General features: G+C 69.0%; 22 protein-coding genes. 7 read left to right on the forward strand and 15 right to left on the reverse strand.

Annotation, left to right across the window (positions count from 1 at the left end):
* The first annotated feature begins 14 nt into the window (after positions 1–14).
* Positions 15–1,730 carry an MDR family MFS transporter gene (locus JOE30_RS02260; RefSeq protein WP_204869217.1) on the forward strand — a complete coding sequence of 572 codons (1,716 nt, stop codon included), beginning with the start codon at positions 15–17 and terminating at the stop codon, positions 1,728–1,730.
* 6 nt (positions 1,731–1,736) lie between these two features.
* Here JOE30_RS02260 and JOE30_RS02265 read toward each other — a convergent pair whose 3' ends face one another.
* Both JOE30_RS02265 and JOE30_RS02270 read right to left on the reverse strand, forming a co-directional pair.
* Positions 1,737–2,138 carry a hypothetical protein gene (locus JOE30_RS02265; RefSeq protein ID WP_204869218.1) on the reverse strand — a complete coding sequence of 134 codons (402 nt, stop codon included), beginning with the start codon at positions 2,136–2,138 and terminating at the stop codon, positions 1,737–1,739.
* A 27-nt stretch (positions 2,139–2,165) separates the two neighbouring features.
* Positions 2,166–3,245 carry an alkene reductase gene (locus JOE30_RS02270; protein WP_307806032.1) on the reverse strand — a complete coding sequence of 360 codons (1,080 nt, stop codon included), beginning with the start codon at positions 3,243–3,245 and terminating at the stop codon, positions 2,166–2,168.
* 267 nt (positions 3,246–3,512) lie between these two features.
* On the opposite strand from JOE30_RS02270, the gene JOE30_RS02275 reads away from it, so the two are divergent.
* Positions 3,513–4,892 carry an FAD-dependent oxidoreductase gene (locus JOE30_RS02275; protein ID WP_204869220.1) on the forward strand — a complete coding sequence of 460 codons (1,380 nt, stop codon included), beginning with the start codon at positions 3,513–3,515 and terminating at the stop codon, positions 4,890–4,892.
* Positions 4,893–4,951: 59 nt separating this feature from the next.
* On the opposite strand, the gene JOE30_RS02280 is transcribed toward JOE30_RS02275, so the two are convergent.
* Positions 4,952–5,821, reverse strand: coding sequence for an SMP-30/gluconolactonase/LRE family protein (locus tag JOE30_RS02280; RefSeq protein ID WP_204869221.1), 870 nt, complete (start codon positions 5,819–5,821; stop codon positions 4,952–4,954).
* Positions 5,822–5,898: 77 nt separating this feature from the next.
* On the opposite strand from JOE30_RS02280, the gene JOE30_RS02285 reads away from it, so the two are divergent.
* Positions 5,899–6,633, forward strand: coding sequence for an amidohydrolase family protein (locus JOE30_RS02285; protein WP_204869222.1), 735 nt, complete (start codon positions 5,899–5,901; stop codon positions 6,631–6,633).
* A gap of 10 nt (positions 6,634–6,643) precedes the next feature.
* On the opposite strand, the gene JOE30_RS02290 is transcribed toward JOE30_RS02285, so the two are convergent.
* Positions 6,644–7,129 (reverse strand): DUF456 domain-containing protein, encoded by a 486-nt coding sequence (locus tag JOE30_RS02290; protein ID WP_204869223.1) that lies wholly within the window; start codon positions 7,127–7,129, stop codon positions 6,644–6,646.
* Positions 7,126–8,355, reverse strand: coding sequence for a formate-dependent phosphoribosylglycinamide formyltransferase (purT, locus tag JOE30_RS02295; RefSeq protein WP_204869224.1), 1,230 nt, complete (start codon positions 8,353–8,355; stop codon positions 7,126–7,128). The genes JOE30_RS02290 and purT overlap by 4 nt, the downstream gene beginning before the upstream one ends.
* On the opposite strand from purT, the gene JOE30_RS02300 reads away from it, so the two are divergent.
* From JOE30_RS02300 to JOE30_RS02315, 4 genes are all read left to right on the forward strand, one after another.
* Positions 8,354–8,926: a DinB family protein gene (locus JOE30_RS02300; protein WP_204869225.1), complete on the forward strand. Its 573-nt coding sequence runs from the start codon at positions 8,354–8,356 to the stop codon at positions 8,924–8,926. The genes purT and JOE30_RS02300 overlap by 2 nt on opposite strands.
* Positions 8,927–8,988: 62 nt before the next feature.
* Positions 8,989–10,077 carry a CaiB/BaiF CoA-transferase family protein gene (locus JOE30_RS02305; protein WP_204869226.1) on the forward strand — a complete coding sequence of 363 codons (1,089 nt, stop codon included), beginning with the start codon at positions 8,989–8,991 and terminating at the stop codon, positions 10,075–10,077.
* Positions 10,078–10,680 (forward strand): class I SAM-dependent methyltransferase, encoded by a 603-nt coding sequence (locus JOE30_RS02310; protein ID WP_204869227.1) that lies wholly within the window; start codon positions 10,078–10,080, stop codon positions 10,678–10,680.
* Positions 10,681–10,805: 125 nt separating this feature from the next.
* Positions 10,806–12,641: an acyl-CoA dehydrogenase gene (locus tag JOE30_RS02315; RefSeq protein ID WP_204869228.1), complete on the forward strand. Its 1,836-nt coding sequence runs from the start codon at positions 10,806–10,808 to the stop codon at positions 12,639–12,641.
* A 145-nt stretch (positions 12,642–12,786) separates the two neighbouring features.
* On the opposite strand, the gene JOE30_RS02320 is transcribed toward JOE30_RS02315, so the two are convergent.
* From JOE30_RS02320 to JOE30_RS02365, 10 genes are all read right to left on the reverse strand, one after another.
* Positions 12,787–13,662, reverse strand: a complete 876-nt coding sequence (locus JOE30_RS02320; protein WP_204869229.1) for a hypothetical protein — start codon at positions 13,660–13,662, stop codon at positions 12,787–12,789.
* 215 nt (positions 13,663–13,877) lie between these two features.
* Positions 13,878–14,654: a CoA ester lyase gene (locus JOE30_RS02325; RefSeq protein ID WP_204870700.1), complete on the reverse strand. Its 777-nt coding sequence runs from the start codon at positions 14,652–14,654 to the stop codon at positions 13,878–13,880.
* Positions 14,655–14,674: 20 nt separating this feature from the next.
* The gene (locus JOE30_RS02330; protein WP_371831698.1) at positions 14,675–15,154 is read right to left on the reverse strand and encodes a MaoC family dehydratase; all 480 of its coding nucleotides are present in this window, start codon (positions 15,152–15,154) and stop codon (positions 14,675–14,677) included.
* Entirely contained in the window at positions 15,151–16,320 is a 1,170-nt protein-coding gene (locus tag JOE30_RS02335) for an acyl-CoA dehydrogenase family protein (protein WP_204869230.1), read from the reverse strand. Before JOE30_RS02335 ends, JOE30_RS02330 begins: the two co-directional genes overlap by 4 nt.
* Positions 16,317–18,311 carry an acetyl/propionyl/methylcrotonyl-CoA carboxylase subunit alpha gene (locus JOE30_RS02340; protein WP_204869231.1) on the reverse strand — a complete coding sequence of 665 codons (1,995 nt, stop codon included), beginning with the start codon at positions 18,309–18,311 and terminating at the stop codon, positions 16,317–16,319. Before JOE30_RS02340 ends, JOE30_RS02335 begins: the two co-directional genes overlap by 4 nt.
* A gap of 5 nt (positions 18,312–18,316) precedes the next feature.
* A complete protein-coding gene (locus tag JOE30_RS02345; RefSeq protein WP_204870704.1) occupies positions 18,317–19,903 on the reverse strand; it encodes a carboxyl transferase domain-containing protein in 1,587 nt (528 codons plus the stop codon).
* Between the two features lie 120 nt (positions 19,904–20,023).
* Positions 20,024–20,527 carry a flavin reductase family protein gene (locus JOE30_RS02350; RefSeq protein WP_204869232.1) on the reverse strand — a complete coding sequence of 168 codons (504 nt, stop codon included), beginning with the start codon at positions 20,525–20,527 and terminating at the stop codon, positions 20,024–20,026.
* A gap of 108 nt (positions 20,528–20,635) precedes the next feature.
* A complete protein-coding gene (locus JOE30_RS02355) occupies positions 20,636–22,369 on the reverse strand; it encodes a VanW family protein (protein WP_307806033.1) in 1,734 nt (577 codons plus the stop codon).
* A 200-nt stretch (positions 22,370–22,569) separates the two neighbouring features.
* Positions 22,570–23,832 carry a reverse transcriptase family protein gene (locus JOE30_RS02360; protein ID WP_239532462.1) on the reverse strand — a complete coding sequence of 421 codons (1,263 nt, stop codon included), beginning with the start codon at positions 23,830–23,832 and terminating at the stop codon, positions 22,570–22,572.
* 281 nt (positions 23,833–24,113) lie between these two features.
* Positions 24,114–25,412 carry an acetyl-CoA C-acetyltransferase gene (locus JOE30_RS02365; RefSeq protein WP_204869233.1) on the reverse strand — a complete coding sequence of 433 codons (1,299 nt, stop codon included), beginning with the start codon at positions 25,410–25,412 and terminating at the stop codon, positions 24,114–24,116.
* Positions 25,413–25,454 lie beyond the last annotated feature (42 nt).

The raw sequence follows: 25,454 nt of genomic DNA on the forward strand, positions 1-25,454 counted from the left end.
GGCAAGATGAGCCGATGACGGACGACACACTGCGCCCTGCCACGGGCGCCGGCTCACCACAGCCGGACACGAGCGGCGACACGGGGCAGTTCACCCACCGCCAGATCATGACGATCATCTCCGGTCTGATGCTCGGCATGTTCCTGGCCGCGCTCGACCAGACGATCGTCTCGACGTCCATCCGCACCATCGCGGACGACCTGCAGGGCTTCTCCGTCCAGGCATGGGTCACCACCGCGTACCTGATCACGGCCACCATCTCCACGCCGCTGTACGGGAAGCTCTCGGACATCTACGGGCGCAAGCAGTTCTTCCTGACCGCGATCACCATCTTCGTCATCGGATCGGCGCTGTGCGGGTTCGCCACCTCGATGTACCAACTCGCGGCCTTCCGTGCGTTCCAGGGCCTCGGCGCCGGCGGTCTGTTCTCGCTCGCACTGACCATCGTCGGCGACATCGTCCCGCCGCGGGAGCGAGCGAAGTACCAGGGCTACTTCCTCGCCGTGTTCGGCACGTCCAGCGTGCTCGGTCCGGTCATCGGCGGCGTGCTGTCGGGCCAGTCCGAGATCCTGAACATCACCGGCTGGCGCTGGGTGTTCTTCGTCAACGTGCCCATCGGCATCGTCGCTCTGTTCGTCGTCGCCAAGGTGCTGAATCTGCCGCGCCGACACGGCAGCGCGGTCGTCGACTGGGGCGGCGCCGCGGCGCTGGCCGTCGGACTGGTGCCCCTGCTGATCATCGCCGAGCAGGGACGGACGTGGGGATGGGGCTCCGGCAGGGCCATGATCTGCTACGCCATCGGTGTCCTCGGCATCGCGGCCTTCATCGCCATCGAGATCAGAATGACGACGAACGCACTCATCCCGATGCGTTTCTTCCGCAACTCGACGTTCAGCGTCGGACTCGTGCTCTCGGTCATCACCGGTGCCGCGATGTTCGGCGGCATCACGCTGCTCCCCCAGTACCTGCAGGTGGTCAAGGGCTCGTCGCCGACGCTCGCCGGGTTCCAGATGCTCCCACTGGTGCTGGGCATCATGGTCGCGTCCGTCTTCTCCGGCCAGATGATCTCCCGAACCGGCCACTACCGTCCGTATCCCATCATCGGCACGACTCTCATGACCGTCTGCATGTTCGCGTTCTCGTTCATCCGGTACGACACCCCGCTGTGGATGATCATGGTCGCGATGTTCGGCTTCGGGTTCGGCCTGGGCAATCTGATGCAGCCGCTCACCCTCGCGATCCAGAACGCGCTTCCGCCGCAGGACATGGGCGTCTCCACCTCGTCGGCCACGTTCTTCCGGCAGATCGGCGGAACCATCGGCGTCGCCGTGTTCCTGTCCCTGCTCTTCTCGCGCGTGACCGACGCCATCGCGTCGGCTCTGCGCTCCGCCGCGGAGACCCCCGAGTTCCGCGATGCGGTGGGCCAGGCCGCCTCCAGCACCGACCCCGCGGTGTCCGGCCTCGCACAGGGGCTCGCGCAGGGCAACGGATCGGCCGCCGGCGGCATCCTCGACGACACGTCCTTCATCCAGAAGCTGCCCGACGCGGTGGCGGCGCCGTTCCAGATCGGATTCTCGGACGCTATGGACTCGGTCTTCGTCGTGGCCGGGTTCGTCCTGGCGCTCGCCTTCGTGATCAACCTGTTCTACAAGGAGGTTCCGCTGCGCACCCAGGGCGGTCTCGCAGCTCAGGCGTCGGAACGCACGGCGAGCAAGGACGCGGCCGAGTAGGGCTCGTCAGGGACTGCAGAGCAGCCAGTCGTCGCCGGACCGCACCGCGTTCCAGGTGAGGCTCTGCTCGCTTCCGTCGAGGCTGACGCGCACGTCGGCCTCGGCGGCGTCACCCTTGACCCGCACCTCCTCGATGTTCTCGAGATCCACCTCGGTGCCCGCGTCGGCCAGCGGCGCATCGGTGATGCCGGGGCACTGCAGTGCGGTGACGGCGGCGGTGTCGCCGGCCTTCACGGCCTCGACGTAGGCGGCGACGACGGTCCCGACGCGCTGGTTGTCGCTGACGTTCTCGTCGGGCGACCCGGTCAGCGACAGGATCGCGATGATCACCGCCACGACGACCACCACCGCAGCGGCCGCGATGAAGGGCGCTGCGGTGGTGGGTCTCGGATCCTCTTCGGAGCTCATGCTCCGATCATGTCAGCTCGGTGCAGCTCAGCCCTCGAGCGACGGGTAATCGATGTAGCCCTCGGCGCCGCCGCCGTAGAAGGTGCTCTCGTCCGGGGTGTTGAGCTCGGTGTCGTGGGTCCACCGGGTCACCAGGTCGGGGTTGGCGATGAACGGCCGGCCCACCGTGACGGCGTCGGTGATCTCGTCGGACACCAGCTTCTCGGCCTTGTCGCGAGTGGTCACCGCGGCGAAGCCGGTGTTGAGCACGAACGGGCCGCTCCAGGCCGAACGCAGCTTGCCCAGGAACGGATCCTCGGCGTCGATGAGCACGTGCAGGTACGACAGGCCGAGACCGTCGATCTGTGACAGCAGCGCCTCGTAGGCACCCGTCGTGTCGTCCTCGGTGATGCCGCTCGCGGTGCCTCCGGGCGAGATGCGGATGCCGACCCGGCCCGCGCCGATGGCGGCGGAGACGGCGCGCACGATCTCCACGACGAGACGCGCACGGTTCTCGGGGCTGCCGCCGTAGGAGTCGGTGCGGTGGTTCGCGCCGTCCGCCAGGAACTGGTGGAGCAGGTAGCCGTTGGCGGCGTGCAGCTCGACACCGTCGAGACCGGCCTCGATGGCGCGGGTCGAGGCGTCGACGAACACGTCGACCACGCGGGCGATCTCGTCCGCGGCGATCTCGCGCGGCGCGGGGATCTCCTTGGACCCACCCTTGGTGAACATCTCGATGCCGGGCGCGATGGCGGACGGCGCGATGGCCTCGAGACCCGAGTTGTCGGGGTGGGACACGCGACCCGCGTGCATCAGCTGGACGACGATCTTGCCGCCCTCACCGTGCACCGCGTCCGCGATCTTCGCCCAGCCGGCCTGCTGCTCGTCGGTGTGCAGACCGGGGGTGTTGGTGTAGCCCTTGCCGACGGCGGAGGGCTGGGTTCCCTCGGACACGATGAGGCCGGCACCCGCACGCTGGCGGTAGTACTCGACGACGAGGTCACCGGGCACACCGTCGTCACCACTGCGGCTACGCGTGAGCGGCGCCATGAAGACACGGTTGCGGGTGTGGATGTCGCCGAGTTCGAGCGGCTGGAGCAGGGGTGATTCGGGGCTGAGTTCGGTCACGTCGATCGGCCTTTCGAAGATTCTGACTGTCGAGCTGTCCTCTGACGCAAGCCCGGGCGGTCCGCGATCCATGCCCGACTGTGCGCCGCATCACTCGGTCGAATCCCGATGTTCACCCAGTTCTCTGTGCACACGTCACGGCCACCTGGCGCACCGGAGGCGCCGCCTCGTCACTTATGCTGGGGTGTCCGCCTCCCTGCGGCCACGACGCCCGCTCCGAGCTCGATGGGCGCCCGGCCGACGACGATGTTAGGTAGATCCACGCTGATGACTGACCAGACCCGCCCGCTCCGAGTGGCCATCGTGGGTGCAGGCCCGGCCGGCATCTACGCCGCCGACGCGTTGATGAAGTCGGACCACAACGTCTCCGGACCCGGCGTGAGCATCGACCTCTTCGAGCGCATGCCCGCTCCGTTCGGTCTGATCCGCTACGGCGTCGCACCGGATCACCCGCGCATCAAGGGCATCATCACCGCGCTGCACAAGGTGCTCGACAAGCCGCAGGTCCGCCTTCTCGGCAACATCGACTACGGCACCGACATCGACCTCGAGACGATGCGCCGCTTCTACGACGCCGTCATCTTCTCCACCGGCGCCAACGCGGACCGCGCGCTGAACATCCCCGGCATCGACCTCGACGGCAGCTACGGCGCAGCCGACTTCGTCTCCTGGTACGACGGTCACCCCGACGTACCGCGCACCTGGCCCCTCGACGCCGAGAAGGTCGCTGTCCTGGGCGTCGGCAACGTCGCGCTCGACGTGGCCCGCGTACTGGCCAAGACGGGCGACGAGCTGCTGCCCACCGAGATCCCCGCGAACGTCTACGAGGGCCTGAAGGCGAACAAGGCCGTCGAGGTGCACGTGTTCGGCCGCCGCGGCCCCGCCCAGGCGAAGTTCACGCCGCTCGAGCTCCGCGAGCTGGACCACTCCCCCAACATCGAGGTCATCGTCGCTCCCGAGGACATCGACTACGACGAGGGCTCGGAGAAGGCACGGCGCGAGTCCAAGCAGGTCGACATGGTCGCGAACACGCTGCAGGACTGGGCGATCCGCGATGCGGGCGACCGCCCGCACAAGCTGTTCCTGCACTTCTTCGAGTCGCCGCACGAGGTGCTCGGCCAGGACGGCAAGGTCGTCGGACTGCGCACCGAGCGCACCGAGCTCGACGGCACCGGCAACGTCAAGGGCACCGGCAACTACACCGACTGGGACGTCCAGGCCGTCTACCGCGCGGTGGGCTACCTGTCGCAGAACATCGCCGATCTCCCCTTCGACGACCTCGCGGGCACCATCCCCAACGAGGCCGGCCGCGTGAAGAACAACGACGGCACCCCGGTCGACGCCACGTACGTCACCGGCTGGATCAAGCGCGGACCCGTCGGCCTCATCGGCCACACCAAGGGCGACGCCAACGAGACCGTCGCGAACCTCCTCGCCGACGCCCCGTCGTTCGCGGGTGCCACCGACCCGTCCGAGGACGCCGTCGTCGCGTTCCTCGAGGAGAAGAAGGTCCCGTTCACCACGTGGGACGGCTGGTACCGCCTCGACGCTCACGAGCGCAGCCTCGGCGAGCCGCAGGGCCGCGAGCGCGTCAAGGTCGTCGAGCGCGAGGACATGCTGCGCGCCAGCGAGCCCGACAAGGCCTGACCCGTCCGCACCTGACGACGCACCGAAGCCCCGAGGACGTCCTCGGGGCTTCGTGCGTGTCAGATCCGGACGGACAGCAGCCGCCCCTCACGCTCGTCCTTACGGGCGTGCTCGTTGAAATCGGGTGCGGCGCAGACGAACAGGGTGCGGCCGTCGCCGCCGCCGAATCCGCACGCGAACACCCCGGTGTCGAAGGTCAGCTCGTCGACCACACCCTCGCCCTCGCGAATCTGCACGATGCGCTGCCCGAGAGCGTCGGCCGCCCACAGGGTGCCGTCCTGAGCCAGAGCGCAGCCGTCCGGCGCCACCACCACCTGGCCGATGCCCTCGGCCATGTCCGTCGACTCGGGCATCGGGCCCAGCACGGCCCAGTCTCGGCGCGGTCCGAGGACTCCGTCGTCGCCGATCGCGAAGGCGCTGATCCGGTTGCCGAGCGTCTCGTCGACGAGGAGATCGCCGCCTGCGGTGACGGCCATGCCGTTCGGGAAGTGCAGATCGGTGGCGTCCTCGTGCACACTGCCGTCGGGCTCGACCCGCAGCAGGGACGCCGTCTCGATCGGCGCCATGTTCATGAGGTCGAAACCGAAGTGCCCGACGTAGGCGCGCCCCTCGGCGTCGACGTGCATGTCATTGGCGTTGCCGGTCGCGTGCGCGGACAGGTCCGCGTGCACCACGAGGTCGCCGTTCTCCTCGCGCCGCAGGACGGTCTGGTCCCGCATCGAGACGACCAGGAGCCGACCGTCGGGAAGCCACCCGAGGCCGGACGGCTGATGCGGCACCTCGGCCTCCACTCGGACGTCGCTGCCGTCCTCGTTCGCCGACAGCACCTGGTGGGTGTAGAAGTCGGAGACCCAGATGCGGCCCTCCCGCCACCGTGGGCACTCGAAGTAGGTGTAGCCCTCCAGGACCACGGTCGGCTCTGCCTTCATGTGTAGCTCCTCGCACGACGAGACGGATGATCGAATGTGACGTACGCCTCATCACATCATGAGGCATCCTGACAGACGTGTTCGACAGCCACGTCCACATCATCGACCCGCGGTTCCCTCTCGTGTCGAACGGCGGTTACGAACCCCCCGTGTTCACCGCCGACGACTATCGCGAGGAGACCGACGGGCTGGGGGTCGTGGGCGGCGCCGTCGTCGCCGGCTCGTTCCAGGGCAGCGATCAGAGCTTCCTGCTCGCCGCTCTGGCTGAACTCGGCGACGGCTGGGTGGGCGTCACGCACCTGCCGTGGGACGCCGAGGACGACGACATCGAGGCGCTCGACGACGCCGGCGTCCGAGCGCTCAGATTCAACCTGCGGCGCGGCGACACCGACGTGTCGACCCTCACCGAGCAGGCTGTTCGCGCGCACGAGATCGCCGGTTGGCACGCCGAGTTCTACGCGGACGCCGGATTGTTGCTGTCCCTGGAACCGGTCCTGTCCAAACTGCCGGCCATCAGCATCGACTACCTCGGCATGGCCGAGGACGCCATGCCGTACCTCCTCGATCTCGTCGACCGAGGAGCACGCGTCAAGGCGGCGGGTTTCGGCCGCATCGGCCACGACCCGGTGGAGGCGATGAGGAGAATCCATGCCGTCAACCCCGAGGCACTGATGTTCGGGACCGACCTGCCCGGCACCCGCTCCCCGCGACGCTTCGTCCCCTCCGACATCGACCTGGTGACCGAGGCAGTCGGCGGCGATCTCCAGAAAGTGCTGTTCAGGAACGCAAGGGCCTGGTACCGGGAGCGCTAGGCCCTCGGCTCTACTGCAGCAGGATGACGGCGCCGAGCCACACGCCGGCCGCCATGAGCGCGCCGAACAGCTCGACGAGGATGGACAGGCCCACCGCCTTGGTGGCGTGGACCGTCGACTGCCAGGCGGATCCCGACGTGCGCGCCCGTGGCAGCTCCGCCGCGTACACCCCGAGCGGGAATCCGAGGAAGAGCCCGACGACCGGGACGACGAAGAACCCGATGATGCCGACGACGCCGCCCGCGACGATGGAACGGGTGGGTACTCCGGCGGACTTCAGCCGGCGACCGGGCCACAGGTACTTGACGACGCCCGATGCCACCAGCAGCGCCGTCGCGATGCCGAACACCGTCCACGCCGATGCGGTGCCGACGACGAAGGCCCAGACGCCGATCGCGGCGAAGATCAGGACCACACCGGGGAGCACCGGGACGACGATCCCGATCAGGCCGATCAGGACGACCAGTCCGACGAGGACCTCGGCGCCGGCGGTCACCGTGCCGAGACCGGACGCACGCGGCTCGCAGCGTCGCGTGCGCGCTGCCGCGCGGTCTCGACGTCCGGGCCGGTCGACACGGCGACACCCATCCGGCGTTTCGCGAAGCTCTCCGGCTTGCCGAACAGGCGGATGTCGGTCTCCGGAACGCGCAGCGCCTGCTCGACACCCTCGAAGGCGATGCCCACCTCGTCGAGACCGCCGTAGATCACCGCGGACGCGCCGGGTGTGAGCAGGGTGGTGTCCACCGGGAGGCCGAGGATGGCGCGGGCGTGCAGCTCGAACTCGGACAGCCGCTGGGTGCCGAGCGTGACCAGGCCCGTGTCGTGCGGTCGGGGGCTGACCTCGGAGAAGTACACGTCGTCGCCCTTCACGAAGAGCTCGACGCCGAAGATGCCGCGGCCGCCGAGGGCCGCGGTGACCGTGCGGGCGACCTCGCGTGCAGCGTCCAGGGCGGCCGGCGACATGGGCTGCGGCTGCCACGACTCGACGTAGTCGCCGGACTTCTGGAGGTGGCCGATGGGCTCGCAGAAGAAGGACTCGTCGGCGCCGTTCTCATCGACCGCGCGGACGGTGAGCTGGGTGATCTCGTAGTCGAAGTCGACGAATCCCTCGACGATGACGCGTCCCAGATCCACGCGGCCGCCGGCCTGCGCGAAGTCCCAGGCTCGCTGGACGTCGTCGGCGCTCGTCACGACCGACTGCCCCTTGCCCGACGACGACATCACCGGCTTGATCACCGCCGGAAAGCCCGTGTGCTCGAGCGCCGCGCGCACCTCGTCGACGCTGTCGGCGAACGCGTACGGCGACGTGGGCAACCCCAGCTCTTCGGCCGCGAGCCTGCGGATGCCCTCGCGGTTCATCGTCAGCTGCGTGGCCCTGGCCGTGGGAACGACGGTGGTGACGCCGCGATCCTCGACGACGGACAGAGCCTCCGTCGCGATGGCCTCGATCTCGGGGACGACGAAGTGCGGCGCCTCGGACTCGATGACGGCGAGCAGGGCCTCCGGATCGCTCATGTCCACTGTGTGAGCACGGTGCGCGACCTGGTGGCCGGGGGCGTCCGCGTACCGGTCGACCGCGATCACCTCGACGCCGAGGCGCTGGAACGCGATGATCACTTCCTTGCCCAGCTCCCCCGAGCCCAGGAGCATCACCTTGGTGGCGGACGGAGAAAGCGGGGTACCGATGCGGGAGGACGTCACGCTTGGAATGCTATCGGGCATGGCGGACATCGAGGATTTGCTCACCTACCTCCAGCGAGGACGGGACGCGGTGGTGTGGAAACTCGACGGCGCGTCGGAGTACGACATCCGTCGACCCCTCACGTCGACCGGCACCAACCTGCTGGGAATCGTGAAACACCTGGCCATGATCGAGGCGGGGTACCTGGGGTCCACGTTCGGACGACCGTTCCCCGAACCGATCCCGTGGTCCGACCCGACACTCGAGCGCAATGCCGACATGTGGGCCACGCCGGACCAGTCCCGCGATGCTCTCGTCGACCTCTACCGCCGGGTGAACGCCCACTCCGACGAGACGGTGCGCACCCTCGGGCCGAGAGCGGAGGGAACGGTCCCGTGGTGGACGGCGAAGAACCCCGTGACCGTCGAGTACATCCTGGTGCACCTGATCGCGGAGACACACCGCCATGCCGGCCACGCCGACATCGTGCGCGAACTCGCCGACGGCAGCGCCGGACTGGCTGCCGGCAACTCCAACCTTCCGGAAGCCGACGCGGACTGGTGGGGTGACTACCGGTCGCGGGTGGACGACGCCGCCTCGGAGTTCCTCTGAGTCTCCCGACCCGCACAGTCCGGTCCTGTCGTCGGGCAGGTTCCGGTGGATAGGGTCGCGCCATGACTACTGCAGGTGGACCCCTCGCCGGAATCAAGGTCGTGGAACTCGCGGGCATCGGCCCCGGACCGCACTCCGCGACGCTGCTGGCCGACCTCGGCGCCGACGTCGTGCGCGTCCAGCGTGCGGGCGCGTTGCCGGCCGAGGGATCACCGGGCGACCCCCTGATCCGCAACCGCCGCATCGTCGAGGCGAACCTCAAGGATCCGGCCGAGCTGGAACGAGTGCTCGACCTGATCTCCCGTGCCGACGTCCTCATCGAGGGCTTCCGTCCGGGGGTCACCGAGCGTATGGGTCTCGGACCCGAGGTCGTCGCCGAGCGCAACCCCGGTCTGGTCTACGGGCGCATGACCGGATGGGGCCAGGAGGGTCCGTGGTCGCAGGTCGCGGGACACGACATCAACTACATCTCCGTCACCGGAGTGCTGCACGCGATCGGACGCGAGGGTGAGCGGCCGGTACCCCCGATGAACATGGTCGGCGACTTCGGCGGTGGATCGATGTTCCTCGTCATGGGCATTCTCGCGGCGCTGGTCGAGCGCGGTCGGTCCGGGAAGGGCCAGGTGATCGACGCGGCCATGGTCGACGGAACCGTGGCGCTGTCGCACATGATCTGGGGGTGGCGCGGAATCGGCATGTGGTCCGACGAGCGCGGTACGAACCTGCTGGACACCGGCGCCCCGTTCTACGACACGTACGAGACGTCCGACGGCAAACACGTCGCGGTCGGCGCGCTGGAACCCCAGTTCTACGCCGCGATGCTGCAGGGACTCGGGCTCGATCCGTCGACGTTGCCCCACCAGCTCGATCGTGAGCAGTGGCCGACGCTGCGGTCGACCTTCACGGAGGTGTTCGCCTCACGCACGCGTGACGAGTGGGCCGCCGTCTTCGACGGCACGGACGCCTGCGTCACCCCCGTACTGACCTTCGACGAGGCCACGCGCCACCGCCACATGGCCGAACGCGGCAGCCTCATCGACATCGACGCCGTCACCCAGCACGCCCCGGCGCCGCGTTTCGGCCGCACCGCCACGTCCACGCCTGCGGGTCCGGCCCGCACGTCCGTCGACCCCGACTCCGTCTGGACCTGAGTGGACGCCGCGGCGTGGGACGCCAAGTACGAACGCGCCGAGCTCATCTGGGGCGCACCACCGAACGACATGGTCGTCGAGTTCTGCACCTCCCTCCCGCGTGGCCGGGCGCTCGATCTCGCGTGCGGCGAGGGGCGCAACGCACTCTGGCTCGCCACGCGCGGATGGAGTGTCGACGCCGTCGACTTCAGCAGCGTGGCGCTGAGCAAGGCGGTCCGCATCGCCGGCACGGCCACGGCGTCGATCCGCGAGCGTGTGCGGTGGGTCCACGCGGACGTGACCACACTCACACCGGAGCGCTCGTATGATCTCGCTGTCGTCGCTTACCTGCATGTGTCCCCGAATGCGCGCCGCAAGGCCCTGAACATCGCGATCGACGGCCTGAAACATGAGGGAATCCTCGTGATCGTGGGTCACCATTCTGCCAATCTCGAGAATGGCGTCGGCGGTCCTCGCGATCCCGAGATCTTGTACAGCCCAGGTGATCTGGTCGCGGACATCGGCGAGAGAATGCGCATTCTCGTCGCCGAGGACCGGGTGCGGCATGTAGGTGATTCCACAGCGATCGACGCCCTTGTGGTGGGACGAGTTACCGACGAGTAGACCCCTATTGGCAGCGTTCCCGATCCGGCGTAACATGGCCGTATGTTACTGGCGAGTAGGTAGCGCCGGGCCACGCAGGCGGTACCGAGGCCGGACCGCACCACTGAGACGGAGAACGCATCACCATGGGTCATTACAAGAGCAATCTTCGCGATCTCGAGTTCAACCTGTTCGAGCTGTTCGCCCTGGACAAGACGCTCGAGTCCGGGCAGTTCGGCGATCTCGACGTCGACACCGTGCGTGACATGCTCTCCGAGGTCCGCCGCCTCGCCGAGGGCCCGCTCGCGGAGTCCTTCGCCGACGCCGACCGCAACCCGCCGACCTTCGATCCCGACACGCACACCGTCACCCTCCCGGAGTCGTTCAAGAAGTCGTACCGCGCGCTGCAGGAGGCCGGCTGGGACCACCTCGGCGTGAACGAGGAGCTCGGCGGAATGCCGGTCCCCCGCCAGGTCCTGTGGGCAGTGGCGGAGATGCTGCTGGGGTCCAACCCGGCCGCCTTCATGTACGCCGCGGGCCCCGGCTTCGCACAGATCCTCTTCGACAACGGCACCGAGCAGCAGAAGAAGTGGGCCGCACTCGCCTCCGAGCGCAACTGGGGCGCGACGATGGTGCTCACCGAGCCCGACGCGGGTTCCGACGTGGGCGCCGGCCGGACCAAGGCGATCGAGCAGGCCGACGGCACCTGGCACATCGAGGGCGTCAAGCGCTTCATCACCTCGGCCGACTCGGACGACCTCTTCGAGAACATCTTCCACCTCGTGCTCGCTCGCCCCGAAGGTGCCAAGCCGGGCACCAAGGGACTGTCGCTGTTCTTCGTCCCGAAGTTCCACTTCGACAGCGAGACCGGCGAACTGGGCGAGCGCAACGGCGTGTTCGTCACCAACGTCGAGCACAAGATGGGCCTCAAGGTGTCGGCCACCTGTGAGCTCACGCTCGGCGGACACGGCGTCCCGGCCAAGGGCTGGCTCGTCGGCGACGTCCACAACGGCATCGCGCAGATGTTCGACGTCATCGAGCACGCTCGAATGATGGTGGGCACCAAGGCCATCTCGACGCTGTCCACCGGGTACCTCACCGCACTCGACTACGCCAAGCAGCGCATCCAGGGTGCGGATCTGACGCAGATGACCGACAAGGCCGCGCCCCGCGTCTCCATCACGCACCACCCCGACGTCCGTCGCTCCTTGATGACGCAGAAGGCGTACGCCGAGGGCCTGCGCGCGGTGTTCCTCTACACCGCCGCTCACCAGGACGAGGTTGCCGCACAGCACGTCTCGGGCGCCGACAAGGACACGGCGTTCCGCGTCAACGACCTGCTGCTCCCCATCGTCAAGGGTGTGGGCTCCGAGGTCGCGTACGAGCAGCTGGCGCAGAGCCTCCAGACGCTCGGCGGCTCCGGCTTCCTGCAGGACTACCCCATCGAGCAGTACATCCGCGACGCCAAGATCGACTCGCTGTACGAGGGCACCACGGCCATCCAGGCGCAGGACTTCTTCTTCCGCAAGATTGCCCGTGACCGCGGCGTCGCCCTGGCACACGTCGCCGGCCAGATCAAGACGTGGATCGACAGCGAGGCGGGCAACGGTCGCCTCAAGAGCGAGCGCGCCCTGCTGAACACCGCCCTCGAGGACGTGCAGGGCATGGTCGCCACGCTGACGCAGCACCTCATGGGTGCTCAGGAGCAGCCGACCGAGCTGTACAAGGTCGGCCTCGGATCCGTCCGCCTGCTCATGAGCGTCGGCGACCTGATGATCGGCTGGCTGCTCCTGCGTCAGTCCGAGATCGCCATCGCCGCACTCGACAACGGCGCCAGCGAAAAGGACAAGGCGTTCTACGAGGGCAAGATCGGCGCAGCGTCGTTCTTCGCCAAGAACATCCTGCCCCGCCTGACCTCCACCCGTCAGATCCTGTCCGACCTGGACAACGACGTCATGGAGCTCGACGAAGCGGCGTTCTGATCCGCTGAACCCCCACTGCGGCCCGGCTGGTACTCCAGCCGGGCCGCAGTGCTGTGTACCCGGCTGTTCCCGCACCCATGCTCGTGCGCCGCACGCGTGTTGCTCGGCGAGGTCGCGTGCGGCGCACGAAAAAGGGTGCGGGAACTCAGAGGAGCGCGCGCAACCGGGCGATGAGCGCCTCGGGCCGTGCGAGATCCGCCCATGTCCAGCGCACGACGCGGAAGCCGAGCGCGCGCAACGCATCCTCGCGCCGCTTCTCCTCGAACACGGCGTCCCCGGCGTCCTGCCCGGGTCGGAGAAAGCGGCCGTACTTCACGCGACCGTCGAACTCGCCGATCACATCGCCCCACAGGAAGTCGACCCGCCACACCCCGATCTCCACCTGCAGCACCGGTGGCGGGAGGCCGGCGCGATGGAACAGCACGCGGCTGCGCGATTCGCCGACGCTTCCCGAGAGCGGATCGAGGAATGCCGCGACCCGCCTCGCGCCCGCGATGCCGTGCCGCCGACCGGCCACAGCGAGTTCGTCCACCAGGGAGTCGCCCTCGATCCCCGCAGCGTCGCCCATCACCACGGCGTGCTCGAAGGGCACCGTCCGCGCCACGTCCACCAGAGTTCGAGCCGGCGACGTCACCGTGAACCCGTCCACCACGTGCACGGCGGAGCCCGGCAGCGGCGCGCAGTGCACCATCGTGTCGGCGCGCCGCCGTCCGCCGTTCCGCCGATCGCGCGTCACGTGCACCCTGGCCAGATCGACCGCCCACAGCGGCCACCCGTGCATCAGCGCCGCCGTCTGGTGGCTCATGACCGCGCCGCTCGACAGCGCGGGCATCACCGCCTCGAGCAGGACGCGGTGCTTCTCGACGCGGTCCAACCCGTCGAGACGAGTCGCGTCCAGGTACGCCCCATGACCCAGACGGGTGATGCTGCCCCTCGTGTAGAGCCGTCGCAGCTCGTTGTCGGTGTATCCGTCCCGGAGGGCGTTCTGTCGCAGCACCAGCCGCGATGCATCGAGGTCCATCGGTCGAGCATGAGCGGGTTCCCCGCCCCGGCGACACCCGCTCGGGCGGCGCACTGTGGATGGTCGGCCGACCGTCCACAGGCCCGCTCCTCCGTTCCCGCACCCATGCTTGCGCGTCGCACGCGACCTCGCCGAGCAACACGCGTGCGGCACACGAGCATGGGTGCGGGAACGCCGGATCCACCCTCTTCGTGCCGCTGGACGACACCAACTCGCTAGCCGAGTCCCCGCAGGATGCGGTCGGCGTGCCGGATCACCGGCGCGTCGACCATCCGGCCGTCGACGGTGAACACGCCGCGCTCCGTGGCGGCTGCAGCGACGACCCGGCGGGCCCAGTCCACCTGATCAGCTGTGGGGGTGTAACACTCGCGGATCACGGCAGCCTGCGACGGGTGCAGCGCCACCTTGGCGTCGAACCCCACCGCGACGGCGTCCTCCGACTCTGCGCGGAGCCCGTCGAGATCGGCGATGTCCAGATACACCGAGTCCAGAGCCTGGCGCCCGAACGCCTTGGCCGCCAGCAGGGCGGTCGAGCGCGCGTGCACGGCCACGTCGCGATACGACCCGTCGACGCGACGTGAGGACGCTCCGCCGAGCGCGGCCACCAGGTCCTCCGCGCCCCACATCATCGCCTCGCACCCGTCGGCTGCGCAGATCTCCGCAGCGCGCAGGATCCCGAGCGGAGTCTCGACGAGGGCGACCACCGATCGTGGGGCCAGTGCCGAGACATCCTGCGCCGATTCGCACTTGGGCACCATCACGCGGTGGTAGGCCGTCTCGGACAGCGTTGCCAGATCTGCCTCGAAGTACGGCGTCGATCGCGCGTTGACGCGAATCACGGTGCGATCCGGATCGAGTGGGGTGTCGACGACGGCCTGCCGCGCCGCGGCCTTGTCGCCGGGAGCCACCGCGTCCTCGAGGTCCAGGATCACCACATCTGCTGCAGCGGCGGCCTTCCGGTAGCGCTCGGGCCTGTCGGCCGGACAGAACATCCAGACCGGACCGAGGCCTGTCACGACGCGGGAGCCATCCGGACGAGGGTCTTCCGCACGGCACGCGCGACGACGTCGCCGTGCTGGTTGCGGCCCGTGTGCTCGAACGTCACGACACCTTCTCCGGGTCTCGACGCCGACTCTCGCTTGTCCGCGATCACCGTCTCGCCGTAGAGGGTGTCACCGTGCAGCATCGGCTTCGGGAAGCTGATCTCCGAGAACCCGAGGTTCGCGACGATGGTGCCCTGCGTCAGCTGGGCGACGGAGAGCCCCACCAGCGTGGAGAGCGTCCACATCGAGTTCACGAGCCGCTCCCCGAACGCGGTGTCCACGCTGTACGCGGCATCGAGATGCAGCGCCTGCGTGTTCATCGTGAGGGTGGTGAACACGACGTTGTCCGCCTCGGTGACCGTGCGTCCGGGCCGGTGCTCGTAGACGGTGCCCACCGTCATCTCGTCGAACCAGAGGCCGCGCTGGACGATGCGCTCCGGTCCGGTCACAGCCCCACCTGGCGGGCGATGAGCATCAGCTGCACCTCCGTGGTGCCCTCGCCGATCTCGAGGATCTTGCTGTCGCGGTAGTGCCGCGCGACGGTGTACTCGTTCATGAACCCGTAGCCGCCGTGCACCTGCGTGGCGTCGCGTGCGTTGTCCATCGCGGCCTCCGACGAGATCATCTTGGCGATGGCCGCTTCCTTCTTGAAGGGCTTGCCCGCCAACATGAGTGCCGCGGCGTCGTAGTAGGCGGTCCGGGCGGCGTAGGCGCGCGCCTCCATGCGGGCGATCTTGAAGGCGATGGCCTGGTTCCGGCCGATCGTGGTACCGAACGCCTCGCGCTCCTTCGCGTACTTCACACTCTCGTCGACGCACCCCTGCGCCACACCGACGGCGAGCGCGGCGATGGCGATGCGGCCCTCGTCGAGGATCTGCAGGAACCCGGCATAGCCGCGCCCCTCGTCGCCGAGCAGATTCTCCAGCGGGACACGAACGTCGGTGAACGACAGGGGATGAGTGTCCGAGGCGTTCCAGCCGACCTTGTCGTACGCGGGACCGGCCTCGAACCCGGGGGTGTCCGTCGGCACGATGATCGACGAGATCTGCTTGCGCCCGGAGGCATCGGTTCCGGTCACGGCGGTCACCGTCACCAACTCGGTGATGTCGGTGCCGGAGTTCGTGATGAACTGCTTCGACCCGTTGATCACCCAGTGATCACCGTCGCGTACCGCGGTGGTGCGTGTACCGCCGGCGTCGCTGCCGGCCCCGGGCTCGGTGAGACCGAACGCGCCGAGCGCCCGGCCCGACGTCAGTTTCGGGAGCCACTCCTTCTTCTGCGCATCCGTACCGAAGCGGTACACGGGCATCGCGCCCAGGGAGACACCGGCTTCGAGGGTGATCGCGACGCTCTGGTCCACCTTGCCCAACTCCTCGAGGGCGAGGCACAGCGCGAAGTAGTCGCCGCCCATGCCGCCGTACTCCTCGGGAAACGGCAGTCCGAACAGTCCCATGTCCGCCATGCCGCGGACCACCTCGTACGGGAACGTGTGGTCGCGATCGTGCTGCGCGGCGACAGGCGCCACCACGGTGCGGGCGAAGTCGCGCACCGAGGCGACCAGCTGCTGGTGCTCGTCGGACAACAAGCTGTGTCCCGCTACGGTCGATGTGCTCATGCTGCATCCTCTTTCGGGTCCGTGGTCATGCGTGCGAGTACCTGGTTCACGGCGACCTGGTCGCCTGTCGCCACCGTCACCTCGACGGTGCCGTCCGCGGGAGCGGTGAGCGCGTGCTCCATCTTCATGGCCTCCACGACCACGAGAACGGTTCCGGCCGTCACGGTGTCGCCGTTCGCCACCTCGACGGCGATCACGGTGCCCGGCATGGGGCTACGCACCGTGTCCTCGAGTTCCGTCTCGCTCCCGGCGACGAGATCGATCTCCGCGGCGGGACGCAGATGCCACACACCACCGGAACCTGCGAGCCAGAGACCGTCGGCGTCCCGCGCCGCCGTGTACGTCGTCCGGCGACCGTCGATCGCGACCACGAGCGTCGCACCGTCGAGAGTCACACTCAGAGACCGAGCATCCTCGCCGTCGACGGTCACCGCCGCGTCGCCGGGCGACCCGGTCACCGAGACGGTACGACGGCGCCCGGCGTCCTCGACGACGACTGTCGTCGATGCGCTCCGACCGCCGAGGCGCCACCCGTTCGGCACGGTCCACGCACCGGCGTCCTGCGCGGGCCACGCTGCACACCAGTCGAACACGGCTGCGGCGGCGATCACCTCGTCCGTCGCGACGGGCGCCGCGTAGTCGGGTGCGACCCGGTCCAGCAGGCCCGTGTCCAGGCGGCCCGCGGCGACGTCGGGATCGGCCAGCAGGTACGAGAGGAAGTCGATGTTGGTGCCCACGCCGAGCACCGCGGTCTCACCGAGCGCCCGCCGCAGGATGCGCAGGGCCTCGGCACGGTCCCGACCGTGCGCGATGACCTTGGCCAGCATCGGGTCGTAGTCGCTGCCCACCACCGTGTCCGGTGCGAGCGACGAGTCCACCCGGACACCGGTGCCCTCCGGTTCGTGCAGTCCGATCACACGGCCACCGGTGGGCAGGAAGCCGTGGCCCGGATCCTCTGCGTAGACGCGCGCCTCGATCGCGTGACCGGTCAGTGTCACGTCCTCCTGCGCCAGCGCCAGCGCCTCACCCGCTGCCATCCGTACCTGCAGCTCGACGAGGTCGATGCCGGTGACCTCCTCGGTGACCGGATGTTCCACCTGCAGACGGGTGTTCATCTCCATGAAGAAGAAGTCGTCGGGCGCGTCGGCGGAGACGATGAACTCGACGGTGCCGGCACCGACGTAGTCGACACTCCGAGCGGTCGCACACGCGGCCTCGCCGATCCGCGCCCGCGTCACCTCGTCGAGCAACGGCGACGGCGCCTCCTCGATGACCTTCTGGTGACGGCGCTGCAGTGAGCACTCGCGCTCACCGAGATGAATCACATGGCCGTGGGCGTCTGCCATCACCTGCACCTCGATGTGCCGGGGGCGCAACACGAATCGTTCGAGGAAGAGCGTGTCGTCACCGAACGACGACGCCGCCTCGCGGCGCGCCCGCACGAGTGCCGCGGCGAGGTCCTCGGGCCGCTCGACGAGGTGCATGCCCTTGCCGCCGCCACCGGCCGACGGCTTGATCAGTACGGGGTATCCGATGTCGCCCGCGGCCGAGATCAGCTCGTCGTCGGTGAGTCCGGGTTCCGCGATGCCGGGCACCACCGGCACGTCGAACGCGGAGACCGCCTTCTTCGCGGTGATCTTGTCGCCCATCGTCTCGATCGCGCGCGTCGGCGGGCCGATGAACGTGATGCCGTTCTTCTCGCACGCCGCCGCGAACGCCGCATTCTCCGAGAGGAACCCGTACCCGGGGTGGATCGCGTCCGCACCGCTCGCCAGGGCCGCCTCGATCACAGCATCGATGTTCAGATAACTCTCTCGCGCGGGCGCCGGACCGAGACGCACCGCGGTGTCCGCGGAGCGCACGTGCAGCGCGTCGGCGTCCGCGTCGCTGTACACCGCGACGGAGCGAATACCCATGGTGCGCAACGTCCGGAACACCCGGACGGCGATCTCGCCGCGGTTGGCGACGAGGACAGTGTCGATCGTGGTCATGTCGGTCACATCCTGAAGACGCCGTAGGACACCGGCTCGAGCGGCGCGTTGGCGCACACCGACAGAGCCAGTGAGAGAACAGTTCTGGTGTCGGCCGGGTCGATGATGCCGTCGTCCCACAGCCGTGCCGTCGAGTGGTACGGGTTGCCCTGCTCCTCGTACTGACGGCGGATGGGTTCCTTGAACCGCTCCTGCTCGTCCTCGGTCCACGGCTCGCCCGACGCCGATCGCTGATCGCTGCGCACGGTCGCGAGCACCGATGCCGCCTGCTCCCCGCCCATGACGGAGATACGCGCGTTCGGCCACATCCACAGGAACCGCGGCGAGTACGCGCGGCCGCACATCGAGTAGTTGCCCGCGCCGTAGGACCCGCCGATGACGACCGTCAGCTTCGGGACCCGCGCGCACGCGACGGCGGTGACCATCTTCGCGCCGTGCTTCGCGATACCGCCCGCCTCGTACTCCCGCCCGACCATGAAGCCGGTGATGTTCTGCAGGAACAGCAAGGGGACGCTGCGCTTGTCGCACAGCTCGATGAAGTGGGCGCCCTTCACGGCGGACTCACCGAACAGCACACCGTTGTTGGCCACGATGCCCACCGGGTGGCCGTCGATGTGTGCGAAACCGGTGACCAGCGTCGTGCCGTACTCGGCCTTGAACTCCTGGAACTGCCCGCCGTCCACCAGGCGGGTGATCACCTCGTGCACGTCGTACGGGGTGCGCGGATCAGTGGGCACCACGTCGTACAGCTCCGATTGGTCGCTCGCGGGCAGCGGTGTGCGCACCTCCCACGGCGACGGCGTGCGGGGGCCGAGGGTGTCCACGATGGCGCGGACCCGTCGGAGCGCGTCACGATCGTCGGTCGCGAGGTGATCCGTCACGCCCGAGATCTTGGAGTGGACGTCGCCGCCACCGAGGTCCTCGGCCGTGACCACCTCGCCGGTGGCCGCCTTCACCAACGGCGGTCCACCCAGGAAGATGGTGCCCTGGTTGCGGACGATGATCGCCTCGTCGCTCATCGCCGGCACGTAGGCGCCACCGGCGGTGCAGGACCCCATCACGGCCGCGATCTGGGCGATGCCCTTCGCGCTCATGGTCGCCTGATTGAAGAAGATGCGGCCGAAGTGCTCCCGGTCGGGGAACACGTCGTCCTGCATCGGCAGGAACGCGCCGCCCGAATCGACGAGGTACACGCAGGGCAGCCGGTTCTGCAGGGCGATCTCCTGCGCGCGCAGGTGCTTCTTGACGGTCATCGGGTAGTACGTGCCGCCCTTGACGGTGGCGTCGTTGGCCACCACCATCACCTCGCGGCCCGACACCCGGCCGATTCCCGCGATGACGCCGGCGCCCGGGCACGCATCGTCGTACATGCCGTTCGCCGCCAGCGGGGCGATCTCGAGGAACGGGCTGCCGTCGTCGAGCAGAGTGTCGACACGGTCGCGCGGAAGCAGCTTGCCGCGGGCGACATGGCGCTCGCGGGAGGCGTCACTACCGCCCCTGGCTGCGGTCGCCATGGCGTGGTGCAACTCGTCGACCAGCGCGAGGTGGTCGTCCCGCCTGCTCGTGCGCTCGGTTGGAGCACCGTCCAGCATCGTCATCGCTCAACCCGTCCGTCAGTTAATACTCACTAACCAAGACAGTAAACGATGATTAACTGAAAGTCCACGGTGGATGCGGGGATCGTCAGGCGCGCGTCCGGAACCACTCGAGACTCAGTGCTGCTCGACGACCAGCTTCCGGAAGCGGCTGCCCTGGAACACGATGGGCGCCACGTCGGAGTGCACCTCGAGACCGTGCACACGCAGCAGGACGATGGCGTGATCACCCGCCGGCAGCTCCTGCTCGATCGTGGTGTCCAGCCACGACGACGCGCCGTCGATGAAGATGGCCCCGTCGGGCGTCGTCTCCAGCGTCAGACCCGCGAACCGGTCACCCGTCTTCGCCGCGAGGCTGCGCGCGGCCACGTCGTGGGCCTCGCCGAGAACACTGATGCCGATGTGCGCCGCGTCGCGGAACTTGGGCCACGTGGACGACGTGTTCTGGATGCACACCGCGACCAGCGGCGGATCGAGGGAGACCGACACGAAACTGCTCGCGGCCAGACCGACCGGCACGTCGCCGATGCGAGCCGCGATGGCGACCACCCCGCTCGGAAAGGTGCCGTACGCCTGCCGGAGGGTCGCCTGGTCGAGCTCGGAGGCTGCGGTCTGACTCATGGAACCCCACGGTAGGGCCGCGCGCCATCCGCCGCCACCATCGCGGGCCCGGCACTGGGCAAGGTCACAGCGCCCGGAATCGGATCACACCGAGCCCGAGGGCGGGCATCACTCGCAGCGGACGATCGGCACCGGGTCGTAGCGCACCGTGCGCGTGTTGCGCGAGATCTCCGCACCCGTCGCCGCGTCGCGAATGATCCGGGTGTCGCTGGTGGTGAAGCCGGGCGCTCCGCTCGAGGCGACACACTGGTCACCACGCGGCAGCCGGACGGTGTCCGGCGTGGTCGGACGGGTGCGCGAGCCGGTGATCGACTCCACCTCGACGGTCTTGGTGCCCCACAACCGCACCGTGACGGACGATCCGTCGGCGAACGATTCGACGACGACACCCGTCGACGCCGGGTTCCGGAACTGCAGATCGATCGCGCCCTCGAAGACCGTCGCCTCGCGGGCCTCGGGGTAGCGGCTGATGTAGTAGCTGTGCTCGGTGTGATCGACGTCGTCCATGCCGCCGAAGTAGCCGGCGTTGTACAGGGTGGTGGCGAACTGGCTGATGCCTCCGCCGACGGCGCGATCGGGTCGGCCGTTGTCGATGATGCCCGACTCGACGAACCCCTGTGCCGTCCCGCGTGGGCCGGTGTAGCCGTTGAGCGAGAACGTCTCGCCCGGCTTCACCACGGCGCCGTTCACGATGTCCGCCGTGAGACCGATGTTGACGCCCGACGCGTACTCGAACCCGCCGGTCGTGTACTCGCTGATCACTTCCCGGATTCCGAGGGCGTTCGCCGCCTCCGTGGTCAGTGCCGCCGGACGCGGTCCGTACTGCGCGACGGTGGTGCGCGCGTCACCGGACGCCGCCAGCAGGTCCGGCAGGGTGGCCAGTGTCTCCGGCCAGCGCACCTCGGTGCCGTCGACGGACGGAACCACCACGGGTCGACCCCCGGCGAAGTCGAAGCGCGCGTCGACGGGCCGGGTCTCGGTGGCCGCCAGCCCGGGCGCGAGGATGCCGATCGCGGCATTCGTGTCGTACACCGGCCGCAGACCGCCGTCGTCGTCCGGTTCGAAGCTCAGGACCTCGCCGACGCGATCGGGCGCGAGTGTCGTCGTCGCACCGTCCTCGCCGGTCACGACCACGGGCGCCGACACGGCGGGCGCCGCCACGTCCTGGATCGCCGCGTCGATCGCGGCGGCGTCGACCCCGACCTCCTCGACGACGACGGGAAGCTCCACCGGACCGCCTTCGGCCCAGTCGGCGCGGAACGCGGACGCCGCACCCGGTACGTCGAGCGTGCGTCCGGGAACGGGGCCGACGGCGCGGGGCACGCCGGCCTCGATGACCACGTCGCCCTCCACCGCAGGGCGGTCGACCTGCGGGGACAACGACGCGACGGCGGCGGTGAGCGCGGCCTCGTCGACCGTGGACACGACACCGATCTCGCGGGTGCCGAAGAACGACGCGAGCCTGGTGAACGGGGAGAGCGGCTGGTCGCCGGCACGATCGAGGGTTGCGGCCCAGTCGATGCCGAGACCGGCGGCGGCCGGGGTGAGGGTGGCGGCGACGTCGTCCGCGCGCACGTCCACCGGGGCATCGGTGCGCGGGCCCAGGGCGTCGCGGAGCCGGTTGTCCGCCTCCGCCACACTGCGGCCGCCGACCTCGACACCCGCGACGGTCACGCCACGGGGGATGTCACCGGTGGAGGTGAACCAGTCGGCGGCGTACAGGAGCGCTGCCAGGGCGACCACGCCGCCGGCCGCGGACAGCGCGATCGTGCGCCGGCGGGCGGAGCGCGTGCCCTCGGGGGCGGTCCGGTGCTCGTGCTGCGCCGGTACGTCCTCGGTCACCCGGCTCCCTTCCGTCGTGCTGAACAGGGGCGTTCGCCCTCCGCTCGAGCCTACCCACTGGGGTCGGAGCCCGACTCCCCACGAAGACGGCTCCGCACCGCTGCCGGGTCGGGGGTCAGGCAGCGATGCGGAGCCATGAGGAGTATCGCCGGAAGACCGGACTCGTTACAACTCGAATCAGACCGAACGTCCCGGAACTGTCAGGACTCCCAATCGACCCGATCCGCCATGGCCAGAAGTCGTGACCGCCGCGAAGGACTGCTTTCACCGATCCAGGCGATCTGCCCGTACACCGAGGCCCGGAAGTCCGGTACACCTGCACGGTTCTGGGCAGCGGCACCGGTACGAACACTGTTGTGGAGCAGGGCGCGGAGTGCGTCGTAGCGGTCACGGGGCGCCGCGGCACTCTCGTTCACCACCAGCCCGGCCAGCGTCTGCCGACGGTGTGCACGCGCGACGTGAGTCTTGTCACCGTTCACCACGAAGCCCTCGTCGCGCACGATGCGATCGAGAGCCCAGAGAAGCGTGCTCACATCGGTGTCGGACGGGCCCGACAGCGCCAGGTCGTCGGCGTAGCGGGTGTAGACGAGTCCGCGGGCGCGCGCGAGGCCCGCGACCCGGCGGTCGAGTCCGCGGGCCACCAGATTGGCGAGCGCGGGCGAGGTCGGTGCCCCCTGCGGGAGGTGCGGAACACCCAGGAGCGCCGCCTGCGACCGGGGCAGACCGGCGACCTCGTCGACCGGCATCGCGGTGGTGCAGATGCCGGCGAGGACCGACGCCACCCGGTACGGGTACCCGCAGGCCTCGAACACGGCGCGCGCACGCGGCCTCGTCACCGTCGGGAAGAAGTCTGCGAGATCGACTCGGACGACGACGTCTCGACCTTCGTGCGGGCGCGCGAAGGTCACGGCACTGCGACCCGCCCGGAAACCGTGAGCGGCAGGATGCGGCACCACGTGATCGAGGACGCGGTGGAGCACGCGCCGCTGCATCTCGCGCAGTCGCGGCTTGGGAATCTCCAGGATCCGCGTCCCGCCGCGACTCTTGGCCACCTCACGGGCCCGGTAGTGCCGCAGCGGCGGAGCCGCTCGACGCAACCAGCCGCCGACGTCGGCGAACCAGTCGAGTTCGGAGACGGTGACGTCCAGGGACGCGGCGAGCTCGGCAGTCGTGGCGAACGCGGGAACCCCGAAGCGCACCGTCGGAGTGGGACGGACGGGCGGCGCGGGGAGAACGAACGGATCACCGGGATACCCGATGACCTCGAGCAGTTCGGCGGCGACCTCCGTGGAATCGGGTGCATGGATGCGCCGCTCGAGGAGCCTGGTGATCAGGGTCTCGACGTCTGCGACGTGCTCGAACCGGGCCAGCACCTCACCGAGTTCGGTGCTGTTCCACTCGATGTCGACCAGTCGCGCAGCCACCATCCGCGCCGTGTGGTGATGCCAGAACGTCTCGGACATCAGCGAACAGTGGACCGAGGACGTGCGGCGGGGCGAGGCGACCTGAGACTCTCGTCGTCGTCGCGCTCCAGCACGCGGAGCGTGCCGAGGTGCGTCGGACGCAGTGCCCGATTCCGTGATCGTTCCCGAGGGTTGCCCTCGAGGAGGGTCGCGCAGGACCCACTCTCGCCTCGCCACCGCTGCACACCGCCACTGTGCCAGACGCAGACCGCTCGGTCCGGGAAACGGCAGAGGACCCGGCCACCCCTCGCAGCCGGGTCCTCGTGTTCGGCACGGGAGGCTCAGGCCTCCACGATGGCCGTGATGCCCTGACCGCCGGCGGCACAGATGGAGATGAGTCCGCGGCCGGAACCCTTCTGCGCCAACATCTTCGCGAGCGTGGCGACGACGCGTCCACCGGTCGCCGCGAACGGGTGACCCGCGGCCAGCGAGGAGCCGTTCACGTTCAGCTTGCTGCGATCGATCGATCCCAGCGCACCGTCGAGACCCAGACGCTCCTTGCAGTACTCGTCGCTCTCGAAGGCCTGCAGCGTCGCGAGCACCACGGAGGCGAAGGCCTCGTGGATCTCGTAGTAGTCGAAGTCCTGCAGCGTCAGGCCGTTGCGCTCGAGCAGACGCGGGATGGCGTAGGTCGGTGCCATGAGCAGGCCGTCCTTGTACGAGCCGTTGCCGTGGATGTAGTCCACGGCCGCGAACTCCGAGTCGACCAGGTGCGCGAGCACCGGCAGGTTGTGCTGCGCGGCCCACTCGTCGGTGGACAGCAGCACTGAGGAGGCGCCGTCGGTGAGCGGCGTCGAGTTGCCGGCCGTCATCGTGGCGTCGCCCAGCGAGGTGCCGAACACGGGCTTCAGCTTGGCCAACTTCTCGGCCGAGGAGTCCGGACGCAGGTTGTCGTCGCGGGTCAGACCGAGGTACGGGGTGACCAGGTCGTCGAAGAAGCCGCTGTCGTAGGCCTTCGCCATGTTCTGGTGGCTGGCCGCGGCGAGGGCGTCCTGGTCCTCGCGGCGGACGCCGAACTCCTTGGCCGTGACGGCGGCGTGCTCGCCCATCGACATGCCGGTGCGGGGCTCGCCGTTCTTCGGGATCTCGATCCCCAGCATCGACGGGCGGACGCCCGCGAGCAGCTTGAGGCGGTCTGCGGTGCTCTTCGCCCGGTTGAGCGTGAGCAGGAATTCACGCAGCTCGTTGTTGACGCTGATGGGCGCGTCCGACGTGGTGTCGACACCGCTGCCGATACCCACGTCGATCCGACCCGACGCGATGGCGTCGCCGACGGCGATGACCGTCTGCATGCTCGTGCCGCAGGCCTGCTGCAGGTCGAACGCCGGGGTGTACGGGCTCAGCGCGCTGCCCAGGACGACCTCGCGGGTGAGGTTGAAATCGCGGCTGTGCTTGAGCACCGCACCACCGGCCACGAGGCCGAGCCGCTCACCCTGCAGGTTGAAACGGGAGACGAGACCGTCGACGGCCGCCGTCAACATGTCCTGGTTCGAGGCGTTGGCATACACCTTGTTCGAGCGCGCGAACGGTATTCTGTTTCCACCGAGGATCGCGACGGGGCGCTTCTCTTTGCTGGTCATCGAACGATTCTCCCTGTGCGCAGATGGCGCGGCCACAGTCGG

The organism is Rhodococcus sp. PvP016 (genome assembly GCF_017832185.1).
Taxonomy (GTDB): Bacteria; Actinomycetota; Actinomycetes; order Mycobacteriales; family Mycobacteriaceae; genus Rhodococcoides.

Excerpts from the sequence above, each read along its gene's own strand:
- JOE30_RS02260 (WP_204869217.1), top strand. The coding sequence starts at position 15 with ATGACGGACGACACACTGCGCCCTGCCACGGGCGCCGGCTCACCACAG.
- JOE30_RS02265 (WP_204869218.1), bottom strand. The coding sequence starts at position 2,138 with ATGAGCTCCGAAGAGGATCCGAGACCCACCACCGCAGCGCCCTTCATC.
- JOE30_RS02275 (WP_204869220.1), top strand. The coding sequence starts at position 3,513 with ATGACTGACCAGACCCGCCCGCTCCGAGTGGCCATCGTGGGTGCAGGC.
- JOE30_RS02280 (WP_204869221.1), bottom strand. The coding sequence starts at position 5,821 with ATGAAGGCAGAGCCGACCGTGGTCCTGGAGGGCTACACCTACTTCGAG.
- JOE30_RS02300 (WP_204869225.1), top strand. The coding sequence starts at position 8,354 with ATGGCGGACATCGAGGATTTGCTCACCTACCTCCAGCGAGGACGGGAC.
- purT (WP_204869224.1), bottom strand. The coding sequence starts at position 8,355 with ATGCCCGATAGCATTCCAAGCGTGACGTCCTCCCGCATCGGTACCCCG.
- JOE30_RS02305 (WP_204869226.1), top strand. The coding sequence starts at position 8,989 with ATGACTACTGCAGGTGGACCCCTCGCCGGAATCAAGGTCGTGGAACTC.
- JOE30_RS02315 (WP_204869228.1), top strand. The coding sequence starts at position 10,806 with ATGGGTCATTACAAGAGCAATCTTCGCGATCTCGAGTTCAACCTGTTC.
- JOE30_RS02320 (WP_204869229.1), bottom strand. The coding sequence starts at position 13,662 with ATGGACCTCGATGCATCGCGGCTGGTGCTGCGACAGAACGCCCTCCGG.
- JOE30_RS02325 (WP_204870700.1), bottom strand. The coding sequence starts at position 14,654 with ATGTTCTGTCCGGCCGACAGGCCCGAGCGCTACCGGAAGGCCGCCGCT.
- JOE30_RS02335 (WP_204869230.1), bottom strand. The coding sequence starts at position 16,320 with ATGAGCACATCGACCGTAGCGGGACACAGCTTGTTGTCCGACGAGCAC.
- JOE30_RS02340 (WP_204869231.1), bottom strand. The coding sequence starts at position 18,311 with ATGACCACGATCGACACTGTCCTCGTCGCCAACCGCGGCGAGATCGCC.
- JOE30_RS02345 (WP_204870704.1), bottom strand. The coding sequence starts at position 19,903 with ATGCTGGACGGTGCTCCAACCGAGCGCACGAGCAGGCGGGACGACCAC.
- JOE30_RS02350 (WP_204869232.1), bottom strand. The coding sequence starts at position 20,527 with ATGAGTCAGACCGCAGCCTCCGAGCTCGACCAGGCGACCCTCCGGCAG.
- JOE30_RS02360 (WP_239532462.1), bottom strand. The coding sequence starts at position 23,832 with ATGTCCGAGACGTTCTGGCATCACCACACGGCGCGGATGGTGGCTGCG.
- JOE30_RS02365 (WP_204869233.1), bottom strand. The coding sequence starts at position 25,412 with ATGACCAGCAAAGAGAAGCGCCCCGTCGCGATCCTCGGTGGAAACAGA.